Genomic DNA, 17,784 nt, shown 5'->3' with positions numbered 1-17,784 from the left:
GCTCCCTCCCTGGCTTTCGAGGGGCAAACCGCGTACCATGACGAACAGGCGACCGGGCCCGACGTCCAGCAGAATGTTATAGTTGAAAAAACTGCCGGATCTTGGCAAGCAGCGCCGAGCTCTTCGCGTCGGCCTCGGCCCGCGAGCTCCTCGATGCGCGCGCGGAAAGGTTCTCTTCCAGGGCGATCTGGCGATCGACGAGGGCGCGCGTGATCTGCTCGAGGAGGCGGGGATCCGCGGCGAGCACCTCCTGGAAGGCGCCTTTGCTCACCTCGACGAGCTCGCAGTCCGTCGTCGCTTTCACCGTGGCGGCGCGCTTCTCGCCCGTCATGAGCGACATTTCCCCGAAGAATTGCCCGGGGCCGAGACGGGCCACCTCGGCGACGCTCCCGCCCTCGCCGCGGCCCACGATCACCGCGAGCTCGCCCTTCTGCACGATGAAGAGCTCGCTGCCCATCTCGCCCTGCCGGATGACCGCCTCGCCGGGCATGAAATGGCACGTGCGCGAGAGCGCCGCGAGCCGCTCCAGCGATGCCTCGGGCAGCGGCTCGAGGAAATGAACCGCCCCGAGCGCCGCCATTCGCCGCGTCGCGTCCTGCTTCGTCTCCTCCGCGCGCGACTCCGCCGTCACCGCGTGCGTGTGCACCGTCCGCATCGGGTACGGAATCGAGATGCCGGCGCGCTTGAACGCGTACCAGATCCGGTGCCGGACCATGGAGTCGATCCGATCGCGCAGCGCGAAATCCTCGATGAAGTAGTTGACCACGTACTGGATGCCGCTGTCGGCGAAGTCGCGCGTCTGCGCCGTGGGCGCCGGTTGCGTGAGGATGCCGGGGACTTCATGCACCGCTTCGAGCAAGGCCTCCTCGACGCGGCGCGGGGAAACCTCGTAAGGCGCCTGCACCGTCACCGTGCGTCGCGCGATGTTCGTCGGCTTCGTGAAATTGCGGATCGTCGTCTTCGCGAGCACGCCGTTCGGGATGACGAGCTCGACCTGCTCCAGCGTTAGCACCGTCGTCGCGCGCCAGTTGATCTCGACCACCCGGCCGATGAGCTTCGGATCGCCGTCGATCCCGATCCAATCGCCGACCTCGAACGGCGTCTGCGCCTGGATCGCGAGCCCGGCGAAGAGGTTGCCCAGGGTCTCCTGCAAGGACAAGCCGATCACGGCCGTGAGCAGGGCGGACGTCGTGAGCAAGGAGCCGGGCTCGACGCCCACTTCGCGGAGGACGATCGCGACCGCCCCGAGGAAGACGAGCCCCTGCACGATGTCGCGGATGATCCGCGGCAGCGGCTTCGACAGCCGCGCACTGACGACCACGTCGACGACCAGCACGAAGATCGCGCGGGCCAGCGACATGAGCAGGAAAAACAGGCCGAGGACCTCGAGCCCGCGGTTGATCTTTCCTTCCGGCAGAGGCAGCCGGACGAGCACGGTCAAGGCGTGCAGCCCGAGCAGGACGAGCGGCGTGCGCAGCGTGGCTTTTCGCTCGGCGCGCGGCAGGGCGAGCGCGCAGAGCAGGAGCACCGCCGCGCCGATGCCAATGCCGATCGCGCCCGCGCCGAGGGTTTGCAGGATATGCTGTGGGGGTTCGGTGCTCATGGCTTGCAAGAAAGTTCAGGTTGACGGCGCCCTCAGGGGCAGCCCTGGCCCGCGCCGTCGCAATCGTTGAAACAGGACTGGCAAACGAGGCAGCTCGCGGTCTCGTTGTAGAGCGCGATCCCGTCGGGGAACGTATCCAGGCACTTGTCGAAGCAGATCTGGTCCTGGCAGCTCGGGAGGCAATTCAGGAGACCCTCACACGACGGGGTCGCGAGGCACTTCGTCCAGAGCCCGTTGCAGATCGAGTTCGTCCCGCACTCGATACAGAACGGGCAATCGCCCTGGTTGTCACAGCTCATGGGGCCGGTCGCGGAGCTGCTCACGACGCTCGGGCCGGAGCCAGGACCAGGGCCCGGGCCGACGCTCGACACCATGGGGCCGGGACCCACGCTCGTAATGGGCCCCGGGCCGTCGGACGAGGACTGGCTCGTCCCGCCGGCACCGCCCGCTCCCTCGCCAGGCGTGTCCACGACGACCTTGGCGCCACAACCCGCGGCGAACGCGAGCCCGAGGGCGACCATCGAAAGAGCGACGGCTTGCTTCATCGCGCGCAGCATACATCCACTCCGCCGGGAGCCAGCAGGATCTTTCTTCCCCTGGGCCCCGGTTCGAGGCATGAATGGGGGCGATGGGCGAGGCCCTCTCCCGCGTCCTGGATCCTGCCGCGCTCGACGCCTGCGACAAGCCACGCGGGCGGCTCGTGATCGAGGTGCCCCGCGGCTGGGCGGGCGCCGTGATCGAGGTCGTGATCCCCGCGCGCGTCGCCTGCGCCCGCTGCGACGGCGGCGGCTGCGACGGGTGCGGCCGGCGTGGCGGCCATCGTGTCCCGGGAGATCCGACGACACGCCGCGTGCGCGTGCGCTTGCCGAGCGAGCTCGAGAGCGGCGTCGTGCTGCGGATCCTGCGGCCCTTCGGCGAAGACGGCGCGGGGATCGCGCAGCTCCACCTCGAAGCGCGCGCGGGCGCCGCCGCGAGCGAGGGCGTCACGTGGTGCGAGCCCGCCATGACGGACGCGCCGCGCATCGAGCCAGCCGCGCCGCGTGCCAGCGCTTCGCCGCTCGACACCTGGAGGGCCGCGACGTACGCGACGATCGCCGTCGCGCTCGCCGCGCTCGTCGCGTTCGCCGTCGGCCGCTGACATCCGCGCCGAGCGGCGTGTACGATGCCGCCATGTTGCTCGCCTTCGGCACGCGCGCGCGCGCGTTCGCCTCGTGGTCTTCGCTCGTCCTCGCGGCGGGGCTCGTCGTCGCTTGCGACAAACCCGCGGCCGGCCCGCCGTCCCCGGATGCTTCCGCGTCGGCCTCCGCGTCCGCGCCCGCGCCCATCGCCAAGCCCCGGGAGCCGCGGACGGGCGAGTACGACCAGCCGCGCCGCGTCCTCGCGCGCATGCAGGGCAACCTCGAACGCGTGGTCGACGGAAAAGAGCCCGTGAAACTGCCTGCCGGCGTGGAGGCGCACCCGTTCGAAGCGCTCGTCGGGGCGTACAAGGCCGTGCTCGACGGCGATGCGAGCGCGGCGGACAAACTCGCCGCGGTGGCGAAGGAGGCGCAATCGAAGCTCGACGCGCTCGTGGGCGGCTCGAACGACGCCAAACCCAAAGACGGCAGCAATGCCGATTATGTGCGCCGCGTCGGGGCGATCGCCGCGGCGAAAGCCGAGGGGCCCGAGGGGACGATGATCCGGCTCGTGGCCACGATGCGGCTCGTCGACGCCGCGCTCGTCCTCGCGAACGGGGAGGACTTCCAGAACGCCGATTACAACCTCTTCAAGCGGTACGAGGGGGTCGTCCTCCGGGAGACGGACCGGTTCCGCGACGGCGATTGGCTGCGCCTGCCCTGCCGCACGATCCTCGGCCGTCGCGCCCTCGTCGAGGCGGCCGCGAAGCGCCTCGAAAAGGCCGCGGGTCCGGTTCTCGGCTGCCCGACGCCCAAAGGCCGGGAGCTCGATTTCGACCTGATGGAGCGTTTTGCGAAGGACCCAGCGGGGACCGTGGCGGACGTGCTCCCCAAGAAACCCGAGCCGCCGAAGGAAACGCCCGCCGCCGCCGATCCGGCGGTGCCCGCCGAGCCCTGGGATCGCGGCGACGCGATCGTGTTCATGGGAGAAAAACCCGACGCGGCGGAGAAGCCGCTCGAAGCGGCGTCGAAGAAGGACGCCGTGGGCAAGCTCGATTACGCGCTCTTCTTGCACGCGTTTCGACCGCAATCGGCGGCGCGTGACGCGAAGATCAAAAAGCTGCTCGGCGAGGTCGAGAAAGCGAGCCGCGCCGCCGCGAAGAAAAACCAGGACGAGGTCGTCCTGGAAGACAGCTCCATCGACCTCCGCGCCTACGATGGCACGGACGAGAGCTTGCTCGGCATCCTCCGGGTCGCCTCCTCGACCGAGGCCGCGAATACGACGTCGGCGTTTTATGCCATCCCCTGCGCCGTGCTCCTCGCGCGGCCGAAGATCCTCGAAGCGACGACGCCGCTCTTCGGAGGCAACCGCGACAATTTCCTCCCGCGCTCGGGCTGCGCCTGGGGACGCGGCTTCGTGCGGGGCTTCCCCGACCGGGAGCTCGCAGCGTACACGGAGGCGACCGTCGAGGCCGACGGCAATTTCTACGTCAATCACGGGGGCACGATGCGCTTCGCGCTGGCAGCCGCGCTCAAGCAGAGAGAGGAGACGATGCGGGTCGCCCCGAAGGAATTCCTCGACAAACCCGAGCCGGCCATGGCGCCTTACGAGACCTGGTCGTACATGACGCCCGAGAGCCGCGTCATCTTCGGCCGGCTCTCCCACCTCGCCGAGGCCCTGGAGAAGAAGCTCGTCGCGCATTACCAGACCCGGGGGCTCGACGAGAAGCAGGCGAAACACGCCGCGCACGTGGGACTTTTCGAGGTCGTCTGGGGCGCCTCGTGCGGCGACGCGCCGCCGCCCCGCTCCTTGCGCAAGCTCGTCGCGGATGGCGCGCCGGCCGCGGAGATCCGCGCGTTCATCGAGAAGGGCGAGCACAAGGACGCGGCGCGCCTCGCGCCGTTCGACAAATGCGCGGCAAACACGGGCCGGGATCCGCTCCTCCACATGGCGGTGCTCGATCCGGCTGCACTGCCGGTCCTGTTGGAGATCTCGGCCGAACCCGGCAAGGAGAAAGAGCTCGATCTCGAGGTCGATCCGAACGAGCGGAATGATTTTGGAAAAACCCCGCTCATGGCGGCCGCGCAGCAGGACCGCGTGGAGTCCGCGCGTATCCTGCTCCAGCGCGGCGCGCTCGTGGACGATACGACGTTCAGGTGGGGTTCTTTCAGAATCGCACACGACGCGCGCACGGCGCTCATGTACGCGGCCGCGCGCGGGTCGCTGCCGATGATCCGGCTGTTGCTCGACGCGGGCGCCGACAAATACGCGGCCGATACGAAAGGGCTGCGCGCCGTGGATTACCTGGTCGGCCACGGGCCGGTGCCGGCGAACAGCGTCCTTTCGCCGGCGGAGCTTGCCGAGGCGGTGAAGCTGCTTTTCTGAGGGAACGATTCAGGGGGGATTTGACTGGATCTGTCCGGGGCTCAGAAGAGGCGCGCGCGCACCCCCAAGTTACCTGTCGTCGCCTGGCCCGTCAGATACCACGAGTCCGTGATACGATCGCAGTGAATTTTATCGGCTCCGCTATCCAAGCTTCCGATGATCCTGGTCAAGCCGCAAGAGTATCCCTTCGTCGACCCCACATACTGTGCAAGATCGTCGGTGCCCCAGGAAACTTCACCGCTGTACGAGGGGACGGATACGCACCGCGCGCCAGCTCGGAGGGCAGGTCCGCCGGTTTTGCCTGTCATGTACCAATCCCCGCCCGACACATAGAGGTGGACCCATTCGCTGCCGTTATTGAACCCTCCCTGAATGCGGGTGAGAAAGCACACGCGACCGGTCGCAGTGCCCATGTGTTTCGGGTAGTTGTCGACTGCCGAGTCCCAGGTGTATTCCCCCGTGTAGGTGCCAGCGGCAGCGTACGCGCAGCTCGCCCAGGCGCCCACCCCCGTCTGCGCCGAGTCCACATCCAAGTACCAGGAGCCGCCGCTCGTGTAGACTCGGACACGCTCCGTAAGCCCCGCAAAGTTGCCCTTTATACCCGTCAAAAAGCAGACGCGGTCCGACGTGGGGCCCAGGCCCACCACAGGTTGCCCCTGCGCCAACCCCACTTCTCCCGTGGATTGAAGTTCCTCGCTGGCCGTGCCCGTGTCTTCCGTCGTGTCCTCGTGCCCGACTGCCAGTTCGGCGGCGAGCTCATCATCCATAGCCTCCACCACGCATCCAGAAGTACCCAGGAGCAGCACACACGCGAGATGGTACGAAAGTTTCATCGTATTTCTTGGCCTTCGAGTTCGAGCTTGGTTCGTGCGACAGGTGCGCGAGTTTCCGCGATCCCAAGAGGGATCGCGGAGTTCATCGCTTCGCACGTGTTCCCAAGTAACACGTCACCTGGGAATCAAAAAATACGCATTTATGCGTAGAAGCCCCAACACGAGCCCCCTCGTCCGCAACGCTGGTTACACCGTTCAGCTCACCAAACCAACGCGGCACCTCATTGCGAAGGCAAAATCGGCGAGGGCTCCCCGGGCGACAGGATCCACACCCGCCGCATCGCACGCGTCACGGCCACGTGGAGCGCCCGTCGATGATCCGGGGCGTCGGGCCAAACCTTCGCGCTCGCATCCGGGACGATGACGTAATCGAATTCGAGGCCTTTCACCTCGGACACCTCCGTCACCTCGATCCCCGGCCCGAACGAAAAGTCCCCGTCCCGCACGAGTCGGCACGGCATGCCCCGGGCGACGGCCTCGTGCACGGCCCGCGCAGAAGGCTCGTCGCGCGCGATGATCGCCACCGACGCATACGGATCGTCGGCGCGCAATTGCCGGAGCGCCTCGCAAAGGACCGCCGCGGCGTGCCCCTCGCCGGGTACGATCGTCCGCAGCACATCCGCGCCCTCCCGCGGCGCGCGCGGCACCTCGGCAGGCGCCTCCGCGCCGAGGATCACGTGGGCAAACTCCACGACGGGCCGCGGCGAGCGGTACGACGTCTCCAAAAACGCCGGCTCGCTCCGCACGGAAAGCGCCTCCATCACGGCCTCCCACGAGCGGAAATGGCCCGACCGATCGATTCGTTGCGCCGCGTCCCCGGCCACGGTCACGCTGCCCTGCGGATCGAGCGCCCGCCCAATCACGCGGAGCTCGATCGGCGCGAGCTCCTGGGCCTCGTCGAGCACGATGTGCGCATACCGGGAGAGCGTGCCGGCCTTCGTCGCGCCCGCGCCCGTCCGGCGGTAGAGCAATTCGAAGAGGATCGCATAATCCTCCACGTCCACCGTGCCCGACGTCTCCTCGGGCGTGCCAGCATCGAGCGTCCGCCCATCGAGCGTGGCGAGCCGGTCCGCGTCCACGTGCGCATACGCCTCCTCGCTCGTCATCGCGAGCTGCTGCTTCGTGTGCGCCGCGACCTGCTCGACGATCCCCGCCGGCAGATCACCCTCCGACGCCTCGACGGCACGCGCGAGCAACGCCCGATCCCCCACGAGCCTCCGGTGATCGCCCCGCACCCGCGCGAGTTTGTCCTGCTCCTCGGCGAGCGCCTCGCAGAGGAGCCGCCCTTTCTCGCCGGGCGTTTCCCTCGCCAAACCCGCCTCGATCGCCTGCAGCCGTTCCCGCAGGATCGGCTCATTCCGCGCTTCGAGTTCCTTCCGCAGCGCACCGCGGAAGCCGAGCAGGCGGTCGAGCTTGCGCGCGAGGGCGCTCGTGTCCTCGTCGATCAGCCGATCGATCGCCGCAAAAAGCGCCGGGTGACGTTTCAAGCGGCACGCGGCGAACGGCGGATCCGGCGGCTCGTGGTGCGGGAGCCACGAGAACACGCGGCGCGCCTCGGCGCGAATCCAGTCCTCGAATGTGCGGACAAGCACGCCCTCCACCGCGAGTCCTTCGAGAATCCGCTCGGACAGACGACGGAGCCCTGGCTCGGGGACGAGCACGAGCATACGTTTGGCCGGAAAGACATCCGGAAACCGCCGACGCAACGCGGCCACGCGGTGGAGCGCCACCGTGGTTTTTCCCGAGCCGGCCGAGCCGAGCACGAGCAGCGGCGCGCATGGCTCCCGATCGACCAGGGCCTGCTGCTCGGCATCAAGCGTGATGAACGGATTGCGGGTCTCCGGCGTCCGTCGCGGGGACGTGGGGTCCACGAGCCGGGGAGCCCATGCGCGCGGCTCGAAGCGCCACGTGTCGCCCTCGCGCAGCAGCACGCCGCCCGGGACGGTGATGCTCGCGAGCGCGCCGCCCTCGAACGTGAGGAGCCGCCGCTCTTCAACCTTGCCCTCGATGATGCGGCCGTCCACCTCGATCTCGTAGTCCTCGCCCTCCTCGCACGAGAAAAACACCTCGGCGATCGGCGATTTCCGCCATTCCACGATGGTGACGCCGCGCTTGCCGTCGAGCAGCGGCGCCGCGCCGAGCATCACGTCGCGCGTCCGACCCGCCACGCGGACACGCAGATGCGCAAAATAAGGCGCCGCCGGATCCGGGAAACGATCCTCGCGCGCCCGCTCCAGCCGAGCCTGCTCCTCGTGCATTTGCGCGAGCAATGCGGGCCTGTCCTCCTCGCCGGCCGTGTTCCATGCGTCCCGGAGCGCGCGCAGGCCTTCCCCGTCCGGCCGTGCGCCGCGGCGAGGGCCTCGCGCCTCTGCGAGGGCCTCACGTGTCCTCGCGAGGAGCCTTAGCTCCTCGGCAACGACGGACCCGGGTTCGCTGGAAATGGGCCGTTCGCCCGTACCTTCCATGCTCCCTCCCGCCGGGTGACGAAAAGGTCACCGGCGAGGCGGAAACTACGGGTTAGGCCCGGTTCCAGCAAGACTTGAAAAGAAGAATGTTTTTGCTAGGATATATGTCGTCGGCGAGGGGGCACGCCGCGAGCCGCGGAAGCCGCGAGCGTCACGCGCCGACGTGCCCCCTGCCGAAGCCCACCTCGCGCCGAGCTACGGCTTCGGGGGGTAATCGGGGTAGTCAGGATATTCAGGGGGCTTGGGGGGGACCGGTTGCCCCGGGCATGCGCCCAGCGTGTCGCCGTGAGCCAGGTGCGCGGGCACGGCGTGGTCGTCGACGCACAGGGTAATGTCTTGGAACTGCGGCACGACGTGGCAGATGAGCACCTTATTGTTGCTGGGCGGCCCGCACGATTCGACCGGAGGAATCGGCTCCGGCTTGTCGGGCTTGTCCGGCAGCTCGGGCTTGGCTTCGACGCTCAACGGCTGCGAATCCGTGAATTCGAGCGACATGATGTCGTCGCGATCGGCCACGCAGCCGATCGCAAAAAGACAGCAAGCGACCGACACCATCCCGAGCTTCGCAAAACCCATGGCGTGACTCCTGTGTGGAACCTCGAGCACCCTTCGAGGCCCCCAAGTGACAATCCATTTCGCGGCGGAAGTTAGGCGCGATTAACGCCGCGAACCCTTCGAGGATCCCTTAGAATCGTTTGGAGTCAAGCGAATGAATAGAGATCCCCGAGGTCGGAACCATCCGGCAATGGCGGCCGTCGTCTGCTCGGGATGATCAGGGAGCCTGCGATCGCCGTAGCTCCCCGTAGGGCATCGCGCGTCCAGGTAGGGTCATTCGCTGACGTAGACCGTTCCGAGACACATTTCGTCGTTCGTCCCCTCGCCCCAATTTATGTCGTACATCTCGGTGTTGTCCCAGGTGCACTTCAGATGAAGTTGATCGCCCGGCTCGAAGCGAGTGGGCGCTTTCAACGCATACGACCCCTGCCAGTGGAAATTCCAGGATGGGATGTCAACCAGGCATTCCTCCGCATCACCCCGCACGACCCGGAGCGAGCCGCTCTTGCCGCGCGTGTGCATGTGCACGCCACCCGTGTAGATGTTGACGGGTGTGTTCGACGGCAGGGCGCCGCCCGTGGCGATATTCAAATACGGCGACGGATCGGCCATGACCTCGTGCATGACGTCGCTCGTGTGCGCGGGGATCGTCATGGTCTGCTGCGTGACCCAGGAGATCTTCGTGAACGGCATGATCGCGGCCTTCTTCTCCACGGTCTTGTCCGTTCGCACGAGGAGCTTCGTCTGATCCGGCACCGCCGCCGCCGCCGAGGTGTTGTAATGCATCTGCACGATGAGCTTCGATCCCGGGGGAATCTCGATCCCCGTGCCCGCCGGATAATCGGCGCCGGTGCTGCCGGGCACCCACGCGCCGACCCAGCCCGCCGACGAAGGACCGCCGCCGGGGCCGCCGTAGCAGGTCCAGCCGACGCCCGGCTCGGCGTCGTCGAGCGCCTGGAAATCCGCGAGGTTGTCGGGCTTCGCCACGAACGCGATCACGTGATGGACGATCGACCTCTCCCCCGGCTCGACGCCCATGCCCGTGATGTACGTCGTCTCCTCCGCGGGCCAGTCGACGAAGAAGCAATGGTAATCGTCGGGCGAGACCTTCGGGGTGTACGCCTCGGGGATGGGCAATTCGAGGTCGACGCGGGAGAGCGTCTGCGCGGTGTCCTCGACCGGCACGGGCGCGTCCGCCGGGTTGCCCTCGGGCGCCCCGTCCGCGATCCAGCGCGAGATCGTGTCGATTTGCTCGTCCGTGAGCGACCTGTTGCCGAGGTACTCGTTGCAATCGTTGTCCGCGGGCCAGGGCGGCATCGTTTTCGCCACGATGGCGGCCTCGACGGCGCCGCGCATCGCGTGCACCTCCTCGTACGTCGTGAGCGCGAACGGGCCGACGCCGCCCTCCGCGTGGCATTTGCCGCATTTCGTATCGACGAGCGGCTTGATGTCGCGATGGTACGTCAGGGCTCCCGCCGCGGGCGTACCCGGGCCGCCGCTACTCCCGCCATTCGTGCAGCCCGCCAAAGCACCGAGCGCCACGAGCACACACGCGATCCGAACACCGTCGAAAGCAAGCATGTTCTCCTCCTTCACCGCGCCTAATTCCGCGCCGCGCGCTCGAGCATTCCCTCGAGCTCGATCCGCACGGCGCAGGTCGCCTCGTCCACCGAGAGCTCCTGGTTCCTCCGAAGCTCCTCCCACATCGAAAAACTCGCCGCCGCCGCGAGCCCCGCGAGCAAGACCGCCCGCGTCTCCTCGGGCGCCGCCTCGATCTCGGCCTCGAACACCGCGCGAATGGCGGCCCGATGCATGCGCGCCGCCTCGCGGAGCTGCCCCGCGAGGAATGCCAGGTCGTGCGCGAAAAGCACGGCCGCGCGGCGCACGGGCGCGACGTGCTCGTGGAACCGACCCACCCCCTCGGCGACGGCCCGCGCCCGCTCCGCCGCCGTTCCGTCCCGCGGTAGCTTCGGCCAGAGCGGCATGACCGTCTCCATCCGCCGCCGCGCCGCGCACGCGAGCAGATCGTCGAGGTCGGTGAAATGGTTCCAGATCGCCCGCCGCGACACCCCCGCGCGCTCGGCGATTTGCTCGCCCGAAGGACGCAAGACGCCCTCCCCGAGCAGCGCGAGCAGTGCCTCCACGATCGCCTCCCGCGTGCGCTCGGCGCGCGCGTGGCGCCCATCGGCCGGCGTCTGCGTGGCGGGCTCCTTGGTGTGCATCGCGACGATGACTCTACCTATCTGCACTCCGAGTGCAAGTAGTTTTTTTGCACACCAAGTGCATGTTCTATCGTGTTAGAGGGCTCGCATGCCCGACGTCCACCTCGAACGCGACGGCGCCGTCGCCACGCTCGTCCTCGACGACGTTCGCCGAAAAAACGCCATGAGCCCCGAGCTCGGGGACGCGCTCGCCGCGCGCGTGCGCGAGATCGCGCGTGACGCGTCCGTCCGCGCCGTCGTGCTCGCGGGCGCGGGAGACGCATTCTCCGCGGGCGGCGACCTCGCCATGCTGGAGCGCCTGCGCGCCGCGAGCTTCGCGGAGGCGCGGGCCTTCATGCTCGGGTTTTACCACCGGTATCTGTCGATCACGGAGCTCGACGTGCCCGTGGTCGCGGCCGTGCGAGGGCCGGCGATCGGCGCGGGGCTCTGCGTCGCGCTCGCGGCCGACCTCGTGGTCGTCGACGAGGACAGCCGGCTCGCGGTGAATTTCGCGTCGCTCGGCCTGCACCCGGGCATGGGCGCGACGTACCTCGTGCCGCGCCGCGTGGGCGCCGAACGCGCCGCGGAGCTCCTGCTCACCGGCCGCCGCTTCACGGGCCGCGACGCCGCGGCCTGGGGCATGGCCCTCGAAGCGCTCCCCGGCGATCGCGTGCGCCCCCGCGCCGCGGAGCTCGCCGCCCAGATCGCGGAATCCGCCCCGCTCGTGGTGCGCGCGCTCAAGCGCTCCCTCGGCATCGACCGCGGCGCGCTCGCCCATGCCCTCGACCGCGAGGCTTACGAGCAGGCCGTGAGTTACGCGAGCGAGGATCTCGGCGAAGGTCTCCGCGCCGCCAGCGAAAAAAGAAAACCGGCATTCTCCGGTCGCTGATTCCGCGATTCTCGCGGTTCCCTCGAATCGATCCGAGCCGCACGGACGGCCGCCCTCTTGCATGGCCGGATGGACAATGCCACCGGACGGAACACGCACGTCCGTTCCATTCGACAAGGGGGAAACATCATGAAACGTACGCTGGGAGCGGCTCTCGCCGTGCTCTCGGGCGCCGCCGTCGCGCTCTGCGCCGGCCAGGCGGCAGCCATGAATCTCTCCATCGACGACGCGACGATCGACGAATTCGGCGACCTCTCGCTCGATATCTCCGAGATCTTCCTGCCTCAGCGCTCCGAGGTCGGCTACATCGGATCGGCCCGCGCGCTGGCCACGTTCGTGTGCGTCGATCACCGCGGCCAGCCCCTCGGCGGGCCGCGCGGCCAGCGCATCGCGAGCATTCCGGTCGACGACGCGCGGCTCGCCCGCGCCGATGTCCGCGGCAACGTGCGCACGACGCTCACGCTGCGCGTCCAGGATCACATGCCCGAAATCGATTGTCCGGGCCGCTCGTACGCGCAGCTCGCCCGCATCCAGTACACGAACATCCTCGTCCAGCGGCCGGGTGCATTCACCACGGGGCGCACCGTGTCGCGGGATTTCATTCCGACGGTGCGGGTGCGGATCGACCGCGGGCGTTGACGATCACCGCTTCGCGCCCACCGCCCGCGCCGGCACGCGCATGCTGGCGCGAAGCGCGGCGCGCAGGTCCGGCCACGTGCGCGCGCCGCCGAGGTCGGCCGAAAGCGAAACGAGCGCCTGCGCCACCTTCGGCTGCATGCCCGAGAGCGCGCCCTCCGCGCCGAGGAGCTGCACGGCTCGCAGGATCCGCACGATGTGCTCGGCCACGGCCCCGTCGACCTCCTCCACGGCCGTGAGATCGATGATCACGTGCTGGCTCTGCGTCCGCACCACGGTATCGAGCAATCCCTGCATGATCCGCTCGGCGCGCTGATCGTCGAGTTTGCCCACCACGGGGAGCGTGATCACGCCGTCCCAGACCTCGATGATCGGCAGCGAGAGGTGCTGGATCTGCTCCTTTTGCTCGGCGATCACGCGGAGCTTCGCCTCGAGCTCCTGCTTGGCCAGCATGCGCACGGTCACGTCCGTGATGAACCCTTCGAGCGCGAGGAACACGCCCGACGTATCGAACACGCCGCGCCCCTGCTCCTCCACCCACCGCGCCTCGCCCGATTTCGTGCGGATCCGGTACTTGAGATGGTAGGGCGCGCGCGCGTCGATCGCGGCCTGCACATCTCTCCAGACGCCGCCCCGGTCCTCCGGGTGGATCAGGTCGCCCCAGGAGACCTTCGCATTCTCGAGCATCTCGTCGACGCCGTACCCGCAGACGGCCTCGCATCCCGCGCTCACGAACTCCATGCTCCAATGCGAATCGTTGCGACACCGGTAGGCCATCCCCGGGAGGTTGCCGAGGAGCGTGCCGAGAAACCGCTCTCGCTCCCGCGCCTCCGCCTCCGCGCGCCAGAGCGCGGTCACGTCGTGCGCGACAATGCGAAAAACCCGATGCTCGGGGAAGGTGACGCCGCGCCATTCGAGCCAGCGGAGCTCTCCCTCGGGCCGCACGAGCGGGAGATCAAACGTGACGACCTCCCGCGCCGCCCCGCGCGCGAGCGCCGCCGATACCTCCGCGCGGGCATCGGGCGCGAAGAGCGCGACGAGGCCCGCGGCCTGGAGTTCGTCCTCGCTCCGCCCGGCGACCTGACAAAACGCCGGGTTCGCGGCCCCGATCGCTCCGTCGAAATCGACCTCGAGGCAAGGAGCGGACTGGAACCGGAAAAAACGCTCGGCGCTGGGATCTCGATGCATCGTCGTGCAAAACGCAAGCGCGTCCGAGATCCATCAGAACCGTGGGGTCGGCCCGGGTCAAGACCAACCTGGGAGAAATCGTGCACGAAGAGGAAACGTCAACCGCGGAGTGCCGCCATTGCGACGGCCGGAATACGCCCCCATCCGGGCCGGGCATAATACCGGAGGAGCCGCTCCGCCGTGACGGCCATGTTGCGGTGATCGTAGAAGAAGGGAGGCCGCGGGAACGTCTTGAGCGGACCCCGGAGGACGGCCTTCTCGATACGCCCGAGCATGACCGTGTTGTGGACGAAGCCGATGCCGCTCTTCACGTCGGCGAGCGTCACGCTCGGATGACCGCCCCACGGGGCCGTGACGGTCCCGTACACGAGCCCGGGCCAGTGATTCACGGCGACGGCACCATAACGGAGCTCGTCGATGGCGCGCTCGAGCGCGGCGGAGGCGACGGGATCGTCCTCCAAAATGCTCGGACAAACGATCGACGCGGAGAGCGTGCCCCAGAGGGTGTCGTTGCAGAAACGCGTCGCGGCGGCGAGGAACTCGGCCGGGTCGTCGGAGCCGACCGAAACCTCGCTGACGATGCCGCAGAAGGGCTCGGTGGAAAAGAGGGGCTCGCGCGCATCCGCGGGGTCGAGGTCGGTGATCATCGTCCAGGGCAAGACACCGGGGCTCGCCTCGCCGATGAAACGCACGCGGTCGTGCCCCTTCACGAGCGAGGCGTGACGCTGCTCCGCGCCCGGGTAATACGCTTTCCGCGGGCGCACCTCGCCGAGGGCTTGCTGGAGCTTGTCGAGGAACAGATCCCGCTGCGCCCAGCCGCGGGCGAGGACGAGCATCTTCGCGGCGTTGCAGTTGAACGAGGCGTTGTTGACGATCTGCGTGGCGATGCTGCGCGCCTGGAACCAGAGCTCGTCCTCGGCGTAGAGGTAGGGCACGACGACGACGGGGCTCACGTTGCCGAGCTCCGAGGTGATCGGCTTCTTCAGGACGGGATCGTTCGCCGCCCGCCGCGCGTCCTGCTCCGGCCCGGGTTTGCCCCAGACGATGATGTCGTGCGTGTGCTGCGAGCCCGTGATGTGCACGTGCGAGACCAGGCGGTGCGACGCGAGGTAGCTGCCGACCTCCGGCCCGCCGTGCACGATCCGCACGAACCCGCGCGAGATCAGGGGCGCGAGCATGTCCTCGAGGATCGGGCCGAGGTAAGCGTTGACCGGGCTCGTCTTGAGGAGGACGACGCGGCCCTCGTTGAAGAGCGTGTGCAGCGTATCCATCGGCCCGATGCTCGCGACGTTGCCGGCCCCGAGCACGAGGGAGATGCCGCCCTCGGGATCGGCTTGCCGGTAAAACGTGGCCTGCTCGGCGCGGACATCGGCGCGGCGCACGCCTCGTTCGAGGTGCACGTCGCAGGTGAACCCGGAGAGCAACGCGCCGTCCGCGCCGCGCATCGGGAAGACGCGGACCTTCGTGCGGCCGTTCTCTTCACGGACCGCGCGGAAGGGCAAGCGGGGCGCGCCGCGCGTGGCGATCTGGTCGAGGGCGTCGGCGAGGGCGGCGACGTTGCTGGCGATGGTGCAGGGGCCGGCGAGCCACTCCTCGCCGGCGATGGGGGCGGCGGCGTCGATGCCTTTTTCGTGGCAGCTCGCCTGGACCATTCGCAGGGCGGAGGCCTCGACGCGGGGCAGGACCTCCTCGCGGAGGAGCCGGGCCTTGTCCCGCGGGGGCAAACGCGCGAAGGCGCGGGCGCTGTCGCCGAGCTCGGCGAGGGCGCGGTCGAGGTCTGCGTGGTTCGGCTCCACGCGGGACAGAGGGCGGTCTTCGGCGACGCTGACGGTCATGGGGGTGGCGAGGGTAGCCCAGACGGCGGAGGGATTCGACAGGGGGCTTGGGGGCGGAGCTCCGATCTCGGAGCGGAGCCCCCAAACGTCGACGACGCGCTGGAGCGTTGCTTGTGTCGTGGCGCGCGGGGCGCGGCTCCGGTACATTCGCAGACGATGGCACTTCGTTCTTCGCCCTGGATCTTGCTCGCGACGGTCACGACGGCGCTCAGCGTGACCGCGGCCGCGCCGGCGCAGCAGCCCGCCCCCACCGCGCCGGCCCCGACCGCGCTCCCGACGCCTCCGCCGCAGCAGGCCGCGCCGCCGCAGCAAGGCACGCCGCCCCAGCAGGGACAAGCGCCGCAGCAAGGACAAGCGCCGCAACAGGGCGCGCCTCCGCAAGGGCAACCGCCGCAGGGCACACCGCCGCAGCAGCCGGGCTACCCGCCGCAGCAGCCGGGGTATCCTCCGCAGCAACCGGGATATCCTCCGCAATATCCCCAAGGGTATCCGCAGCAACAGCCGGGCTACCCGCAGCAGCAACCGGGATATCCGCAACAATATCCGCAGGGGTATCCGCAGCAACAGCCGGGCTACCCGCAGCAGCAACCGGGATATCCGCAACAGCAACCCGGCTACCCGCAGCAGCAACCCGGCTACCCGCAGCAGCAACCCGGTTACCCGCAACAGCAACCGGGGTATCCCCAACAGCAACCGGGATATCCGCAGCAAGGGTATCCGCAGGGGTATCCGCAGGGGTATCCGCAAGGGTATCCGCAAGGGTATCCGCCGCCGCAAGGGTATCCGAACGCGGCGGGCGCGGGCACGGGCACGGGCCCGACGCCTCCGCCTCCGCCGCCGCCCCCGAAATGCTGTCGCTGGTCGGCCCGCGTGAATCCGTTCGATTTGCTCTTCCGGCGCCTGAGCTTCGAGGCGGAGGTGGCCGTCTGGGGCCCCATCGCGCTGCAAATCTCGCCGACGTGGATCTGGGGTTCGCCGACGGAAAACCTCGACGCGAGCGGCTGGGCCCTCGCCGGCGATGTCGGCGTGTATTTCGAGGGCAAGGCGCTGCGCGGCTTCTGGCTGAAGGGCCACGTCGGCTACGAGAGCTTCGACGCGACCGTGACGCACCCGCAGCTCACGAACGTGAGCGCGACGCAAAACGTGAGCTCGATGATTCTGGGCGGCATGATCGGCAACACCACGGTATTCACGCGCGACGGCGGATTCTCGCTGTCCGGCGGCATTGGCATCGGCGTGGCGCTGGCCGATCCGGTCACGGTGATTGCGGAGTCGAAGGATCCCCGCTTCCCGAGCGTGGGGGTGACGTTTTACGATAAAGAAGGGGCGATTCAGATTTTGGGGACGTTCGGGCTTGGCGTGACGTTCTGATCATTGCGGGGTGAAATCGGGCATGCCGGAGGCCTTGCTCGGTTCCACCCCGTAGCGCGGCGATGACGGGAGCGCGACGGCCACCTTGGCCGCACGGGGGCGGCGCCTTGCAATACTTGCAAGGCGAAAACCGCCCCTGATACGTTTCCCCCGTGACGAACCTTCCTCCCTGTCGCGTTCACCGATGGATGAACTGGATGCCTGCCCGGATCGTTCGGGCAGCGGTTCGGCGAGCATCCGTGATCACGGCCGGTGCCATGGCGGCGTCCGCCCTCGCGGGCTGCACGTTCGGGGACGTGCCGGAGGAAGCACAGCCCAGCTTGGGGCCCTGGTTCGATGACAACTGCGTCCCTGTGGAGTGCTTGGTCGAGTGTTGCCAGGGGTGGAACTACTCCGAGAAACCGCTCCTCCACGGGGGACAGGTGTATGGCCCTCCGTGCGACGAAGTCCGCCAAAAGAATGCCACCTACTCGGAGTATGTTTATCTGATGCAGCAGTTTCAAAATTATTGCAGTCGGGATTTCGTCTACTTCGAATCGGGGTATTGCCATGTCATCGATCCACCTGACGTGGTCAAAGAATTCAGCCCCGATGGCCAGATCGTGTACGCGGGGTTGAACTTCTTGGTCTGCCCAAAGCGGGGACAGTATGCGGCGCACCCCATGGACGATGTGGAGATCATCCTCCAAGAGTGAGGGGCGTGGGCT

At 68.3% G+C, this 17,784-nt stretch carries 15 protein-coding genes; 6 read left to right on the top strand and 9 right to left on the bottom strand.

The window, feature by feature from the left end; translation table 11 throughout:
• Positions 1–76 precede the first annotated feature (76 nt).
• Both KEG38_RS13685 and KEG38_RS13680 read right to left on the bottom strand, forming a co-directional pair.
• Positions 77–1,603: a mechanosensitive ion channel family protein gene (locus tag KEG38_RS13685; RefSeq protein WP_272419868.1), complete on the bottom strand. Its 1,527-nt coding sequence runs from the start codon at positions 1,601–1,603 to the stop codon at positions 77–79.
• A 32-nt stretch (positions 1,604–1,635) separates the two neighbouring features.
• Positions 1,636–2,148, bottom strand: coding sequence for a hypothetical protein (locus tag KEG38_RS13680; RefSeq protein ID WP_272419867.1), 513 nt, complete (start codon positions 2,146–2,148; stop codon positions 1,636–1,638).
• 83 nt (positions 2,149–2,231) lie between these two features.
• Here KEG38_RS13680 and KEG38_RS13675 point away from each other — a divergent pair, with 83 nt between their 5' ends.
• Positions 2,232–2,741 (top strand): hypothetical protein, encoded by a 510-nt coding sequence (locus KEG38_RS13675; RefSeq protein WP_272419866.1) that lies wholly within the window; start codon positions 2,232–2,234, stop codon positions 2,739–2,741.
• A 32-nt stretch (positions 2,742–2,773) separates the two neighbouring features.
• A complete protein-coding gene (locus KEG38_RS13670) occupies positions 2,774–5,104 on the top strand; it encodes an ankyrin repeat domain-containing protein (protein WP_272419865.1) in 2,331 nt (776 codons plus the stop codon).
• 41 nt (positions 5,105–5,145) lie between these two features.
• Here KEG38_RS13670 and KEG38_RS13665 read toward each other — a convergent pair whose 3' ends face one another.
• The 5 genes from KEG38_RS13665 to KEG38_RS13645 all read right to left on the bottom strand — a co-directional run bounded on the left by KEG38_RS13665 (position 5,146) and on the right by KEG38_RS13645 (position 11,179).
• Complete coding sequence (locus KEG38_RS13665) at positions 5,146–5,937, bottom strand: hypothetical protein (RefSeq protein WP_272419864.1); 792 nt, start codon at positions 5,935–5,937, stop codon at positions 5,146–5,148.
• A 221-nt stretch (positions 5,938–6,158) separates the two neighbouring features.
• Complete coding sequence (locus KEG38_RS13660) at positions 6,159–8,402, bottom strand: ATP-binding domain-containing protein (protein ID WP_272419863.1); 2,244 nt, start codon at positions 8,400–8,402, stop codon at positions 6,159–6,161.
• Positions 8,403–8,597: 195 nt separating this feature from the next.
• Complete coding sequence (locus KEG38_RS13655) at positions 8,598–8,978, bottom strand: hypothetical protein (protein WP_272419862.1); 381 nt, start codon at positions 8,976–8,978, stop codon at positions 8,598–8,600.
• A gap of 252 nt (positions 8,979–9,230) precedes the next feature.
• A complete protein-coding gene (locus KEG38_RS13650) occupies positions 9,231–10,538 on the bottom strand; it encodes a monooxygenase (protein ID WP_272419861.1) in 1,308 nt (435 codons plus the stop codon).
• Positions 10,539–10,558: 20 nt separating this feature from the next.
• Entirely contained in the window at positions 10,559–11,179 is a 621-nt protein-coding gene (locus KEG38_RS13645; protein WP_272419860.1) for a TetR/AcrR family transcriptional regulator, read from the bottom strand.
• Between the two features lie 88 nt (positions 11,180–11,267).
• Here KEG38_RS13645 and KEG38_RS13640 point away from each other — a divergent pair, with 88 nt between their 5' ends.
• On the top strand, positions 11,268–12,047 hold the full coding sequence (locus KEG38_RS13640; RefSeq protein WP_272419859.1) for an enoyl-CoA hydratase/isomerase family protein: 780 nt from the start codon (positions 11,268–11,270) through the stop codon (positions 12,045–12,047).
• A 129-nt stretch (positions 12,048–12,176) separates the two neighbouring features.
• Positions 12,177–12,686, top strand: a complete 510-nt coding sequence (locus KEG38_RS13635) for a hypothetical protein (protein ID WP_272419858.1) — start codon at positions 12,177–12,179, stop codon at positions 12,684–12,686.
• A gap of 3 nt (positions 12,687–12,689) precedes the next feature.
• On the opposite strand, the gene KEG38_RS13630 is transcribed toward KEG38_RS13635, so the two are convergent.
• On the bottom strand, positions 12,690–13,871 hold the full coding sequence (locus KEG38_RS13630) for a PAS domain-containing protein (RefSeq protein ID WP_272419857.1): 1,182 nt from the start codon (positions 13,869–13,871) through the stop codon (positions 12,690–12,692).
• A gap of 98 nt (positions 13,872–13,969) precedes the next feature.
• Positions 13,970–15,706, bottom strand: a complete 1,737-nt coding sequence (locus KEG38_RS13625) for an aldehyde dehydrogenase family protein (protein WP_272419856.1) — start codon at positions 15,704–15,706, stop codon at positions 13,970–13,972.
• 156 nt (positions 15,707–15,862) lie between these two features.
• On the opposite strand from KEG38_RS13625, the gene KEG38_RS13620 reads away from it, so the two are divergent.
• Positions 15,863–17,077 carry a hypothetical protein gene (locus tag KEG38_RS13620; RefSeq protein ID WP_272419855.1) on the top strand — a complete coding sequence of 405 codons (1,215 nt, stop codon included), beginning with the start codon at positions 15,863–15,865 and terminating at the stop codon, positions 17,075–17,077.
• A gap of 239 nt (positions 17,078–17,316) precedes the next feature.
• The gene (locus KEG38_RS13615; protein WP_272419854.1) at positions 17,317–17,772 is read left to right on the top strand and encodes a hypothetical protein; all 456 of its coding nucleotides are present in this window, start codon (positions 17,317–17,319) and stop codon (positions 17,770–17,772) included.
• Positions 17,773–17,784 lie beyond the last annotated feature (12 nt).

It is taken from the genome of Polyangium jinanense (genome assembly GCF_028435265.1).
Classification (GTDB): Bacteria; Myxococcota_A; Polyangia; order Polyangiales; family Polyangiaceae; genus Polyangium; species Polyangium jinanense.
The sequence above is the reverse complement of the archived record's forward strand: the minus strand, read 5'-3'. Positions and strand labels throughout refer to the sequence as shown.

Excerpts from the sequence above, each read along its gene's own strand:
- KEG38_RS13655 (WP_272419862.1), bottom strand. The coding sequence starts at position 8,978 with ATGGGTTTTGCGAAGCTCGGGATGGTGTCGGTCGCTTGCTGTCTTTTT.
- KEG38_RS13630 (WP_272419857.1), bottom strand. The coding sequence starts at position 13,871 with ATGCATCGAGATCCCAGCGCCGAGCGTTTTTTCCGGTTCCAGTCCGCT.
- KEG38_RS13665 (WP_272419864.1), bottom strand. The coding sequence starts at position 5,937 with ATGAAACTTTCGTACCATCTCGCGTGTGTGCTGCTCCTGGGTACTTCT.
- KEG38_RS13640 (WP_272419859.1), top strand. The coding sequence starts at position 11,268 with ATGCCCGACGTCCACCTCGAACGCGACGGCGCCGTCGCCACGCTCGTC.
- KEG38_RS13650 (WP_272419861.1), bottom strand. The coding sequence starts at position 10,538 with ATGCTTGCTTTCGACGGTGTTCGGATCGCGTGTGTGCTCGTGGCGCTC.
- KEG38_RS13675 (WP_272419866.1), top strand. The coding sequence starts at position 2,232 with ATGGGCGAGGCCCTCTCCCGCGTCCTGGATCCTGCCGCGCTCGACGCC.
- KEG38_RS13680 (WP_272419867.1), bottom strand. The coding sequence starts at position 2,148 with ATGAAGCAAGCCGTCGCTCTTTCGATGGTCGCCCTCGGGCTCGCGTTC.
- KEG38_RS13670 (WP_272419865.1), top strand. The coding sequence starts at position 2,774 with ATGTTGCTCGCCTTCGGCACGCGCGCGCGCGCGTTCGCCTCGTGGTCT.
- KEG38_RS13645 (WP_272419860.1), bottom strand. The coding sequence starts at position 11,179 with ATGCACACCAAGGAGCCCGCCACGCAGACGCCGGCCGATGGGCGCCAC.
- KEG38_RS13620 (WP_272419855.1), top strand. The coding sequence starts at position 15,863 with ATGGCACTTCGTTCTTCGCCCTGGATCTTGCTCGCGACGGTCACGACG.
- KEG38_RS13660 (WP_272419863.1), bottom strand. The coding sequence starts at position 8,402 with ATGGAAGGTACGGGCGAACGGCCCATTTCCAGCGAACCCGGGTCCGTC.
- KEG38_RS13625 (WP_272419856.1), bottom strand. The coding sequence starts at position 15,706 with ATGACCGTCAGCGTCGCCGAAGACCGCCCTCTGTCCCGCGTGGAGCCG.
- KEG38_RS13635 (WP_272419858.1), top strand. The coding sequence starts at position 12,177 with ATGAAACGTACGCTGGGAGCGGCTCTCGCCGTGCTCTCGGGCGCCGCC.
- KEG38_RS13685 (WP_272419868.1), bottom strand. The coding sequence starts at position 1,603 with ATGAGCACCGAACCCCCACAGCATATCCTGCAAACCCTCGGCGCGGGC.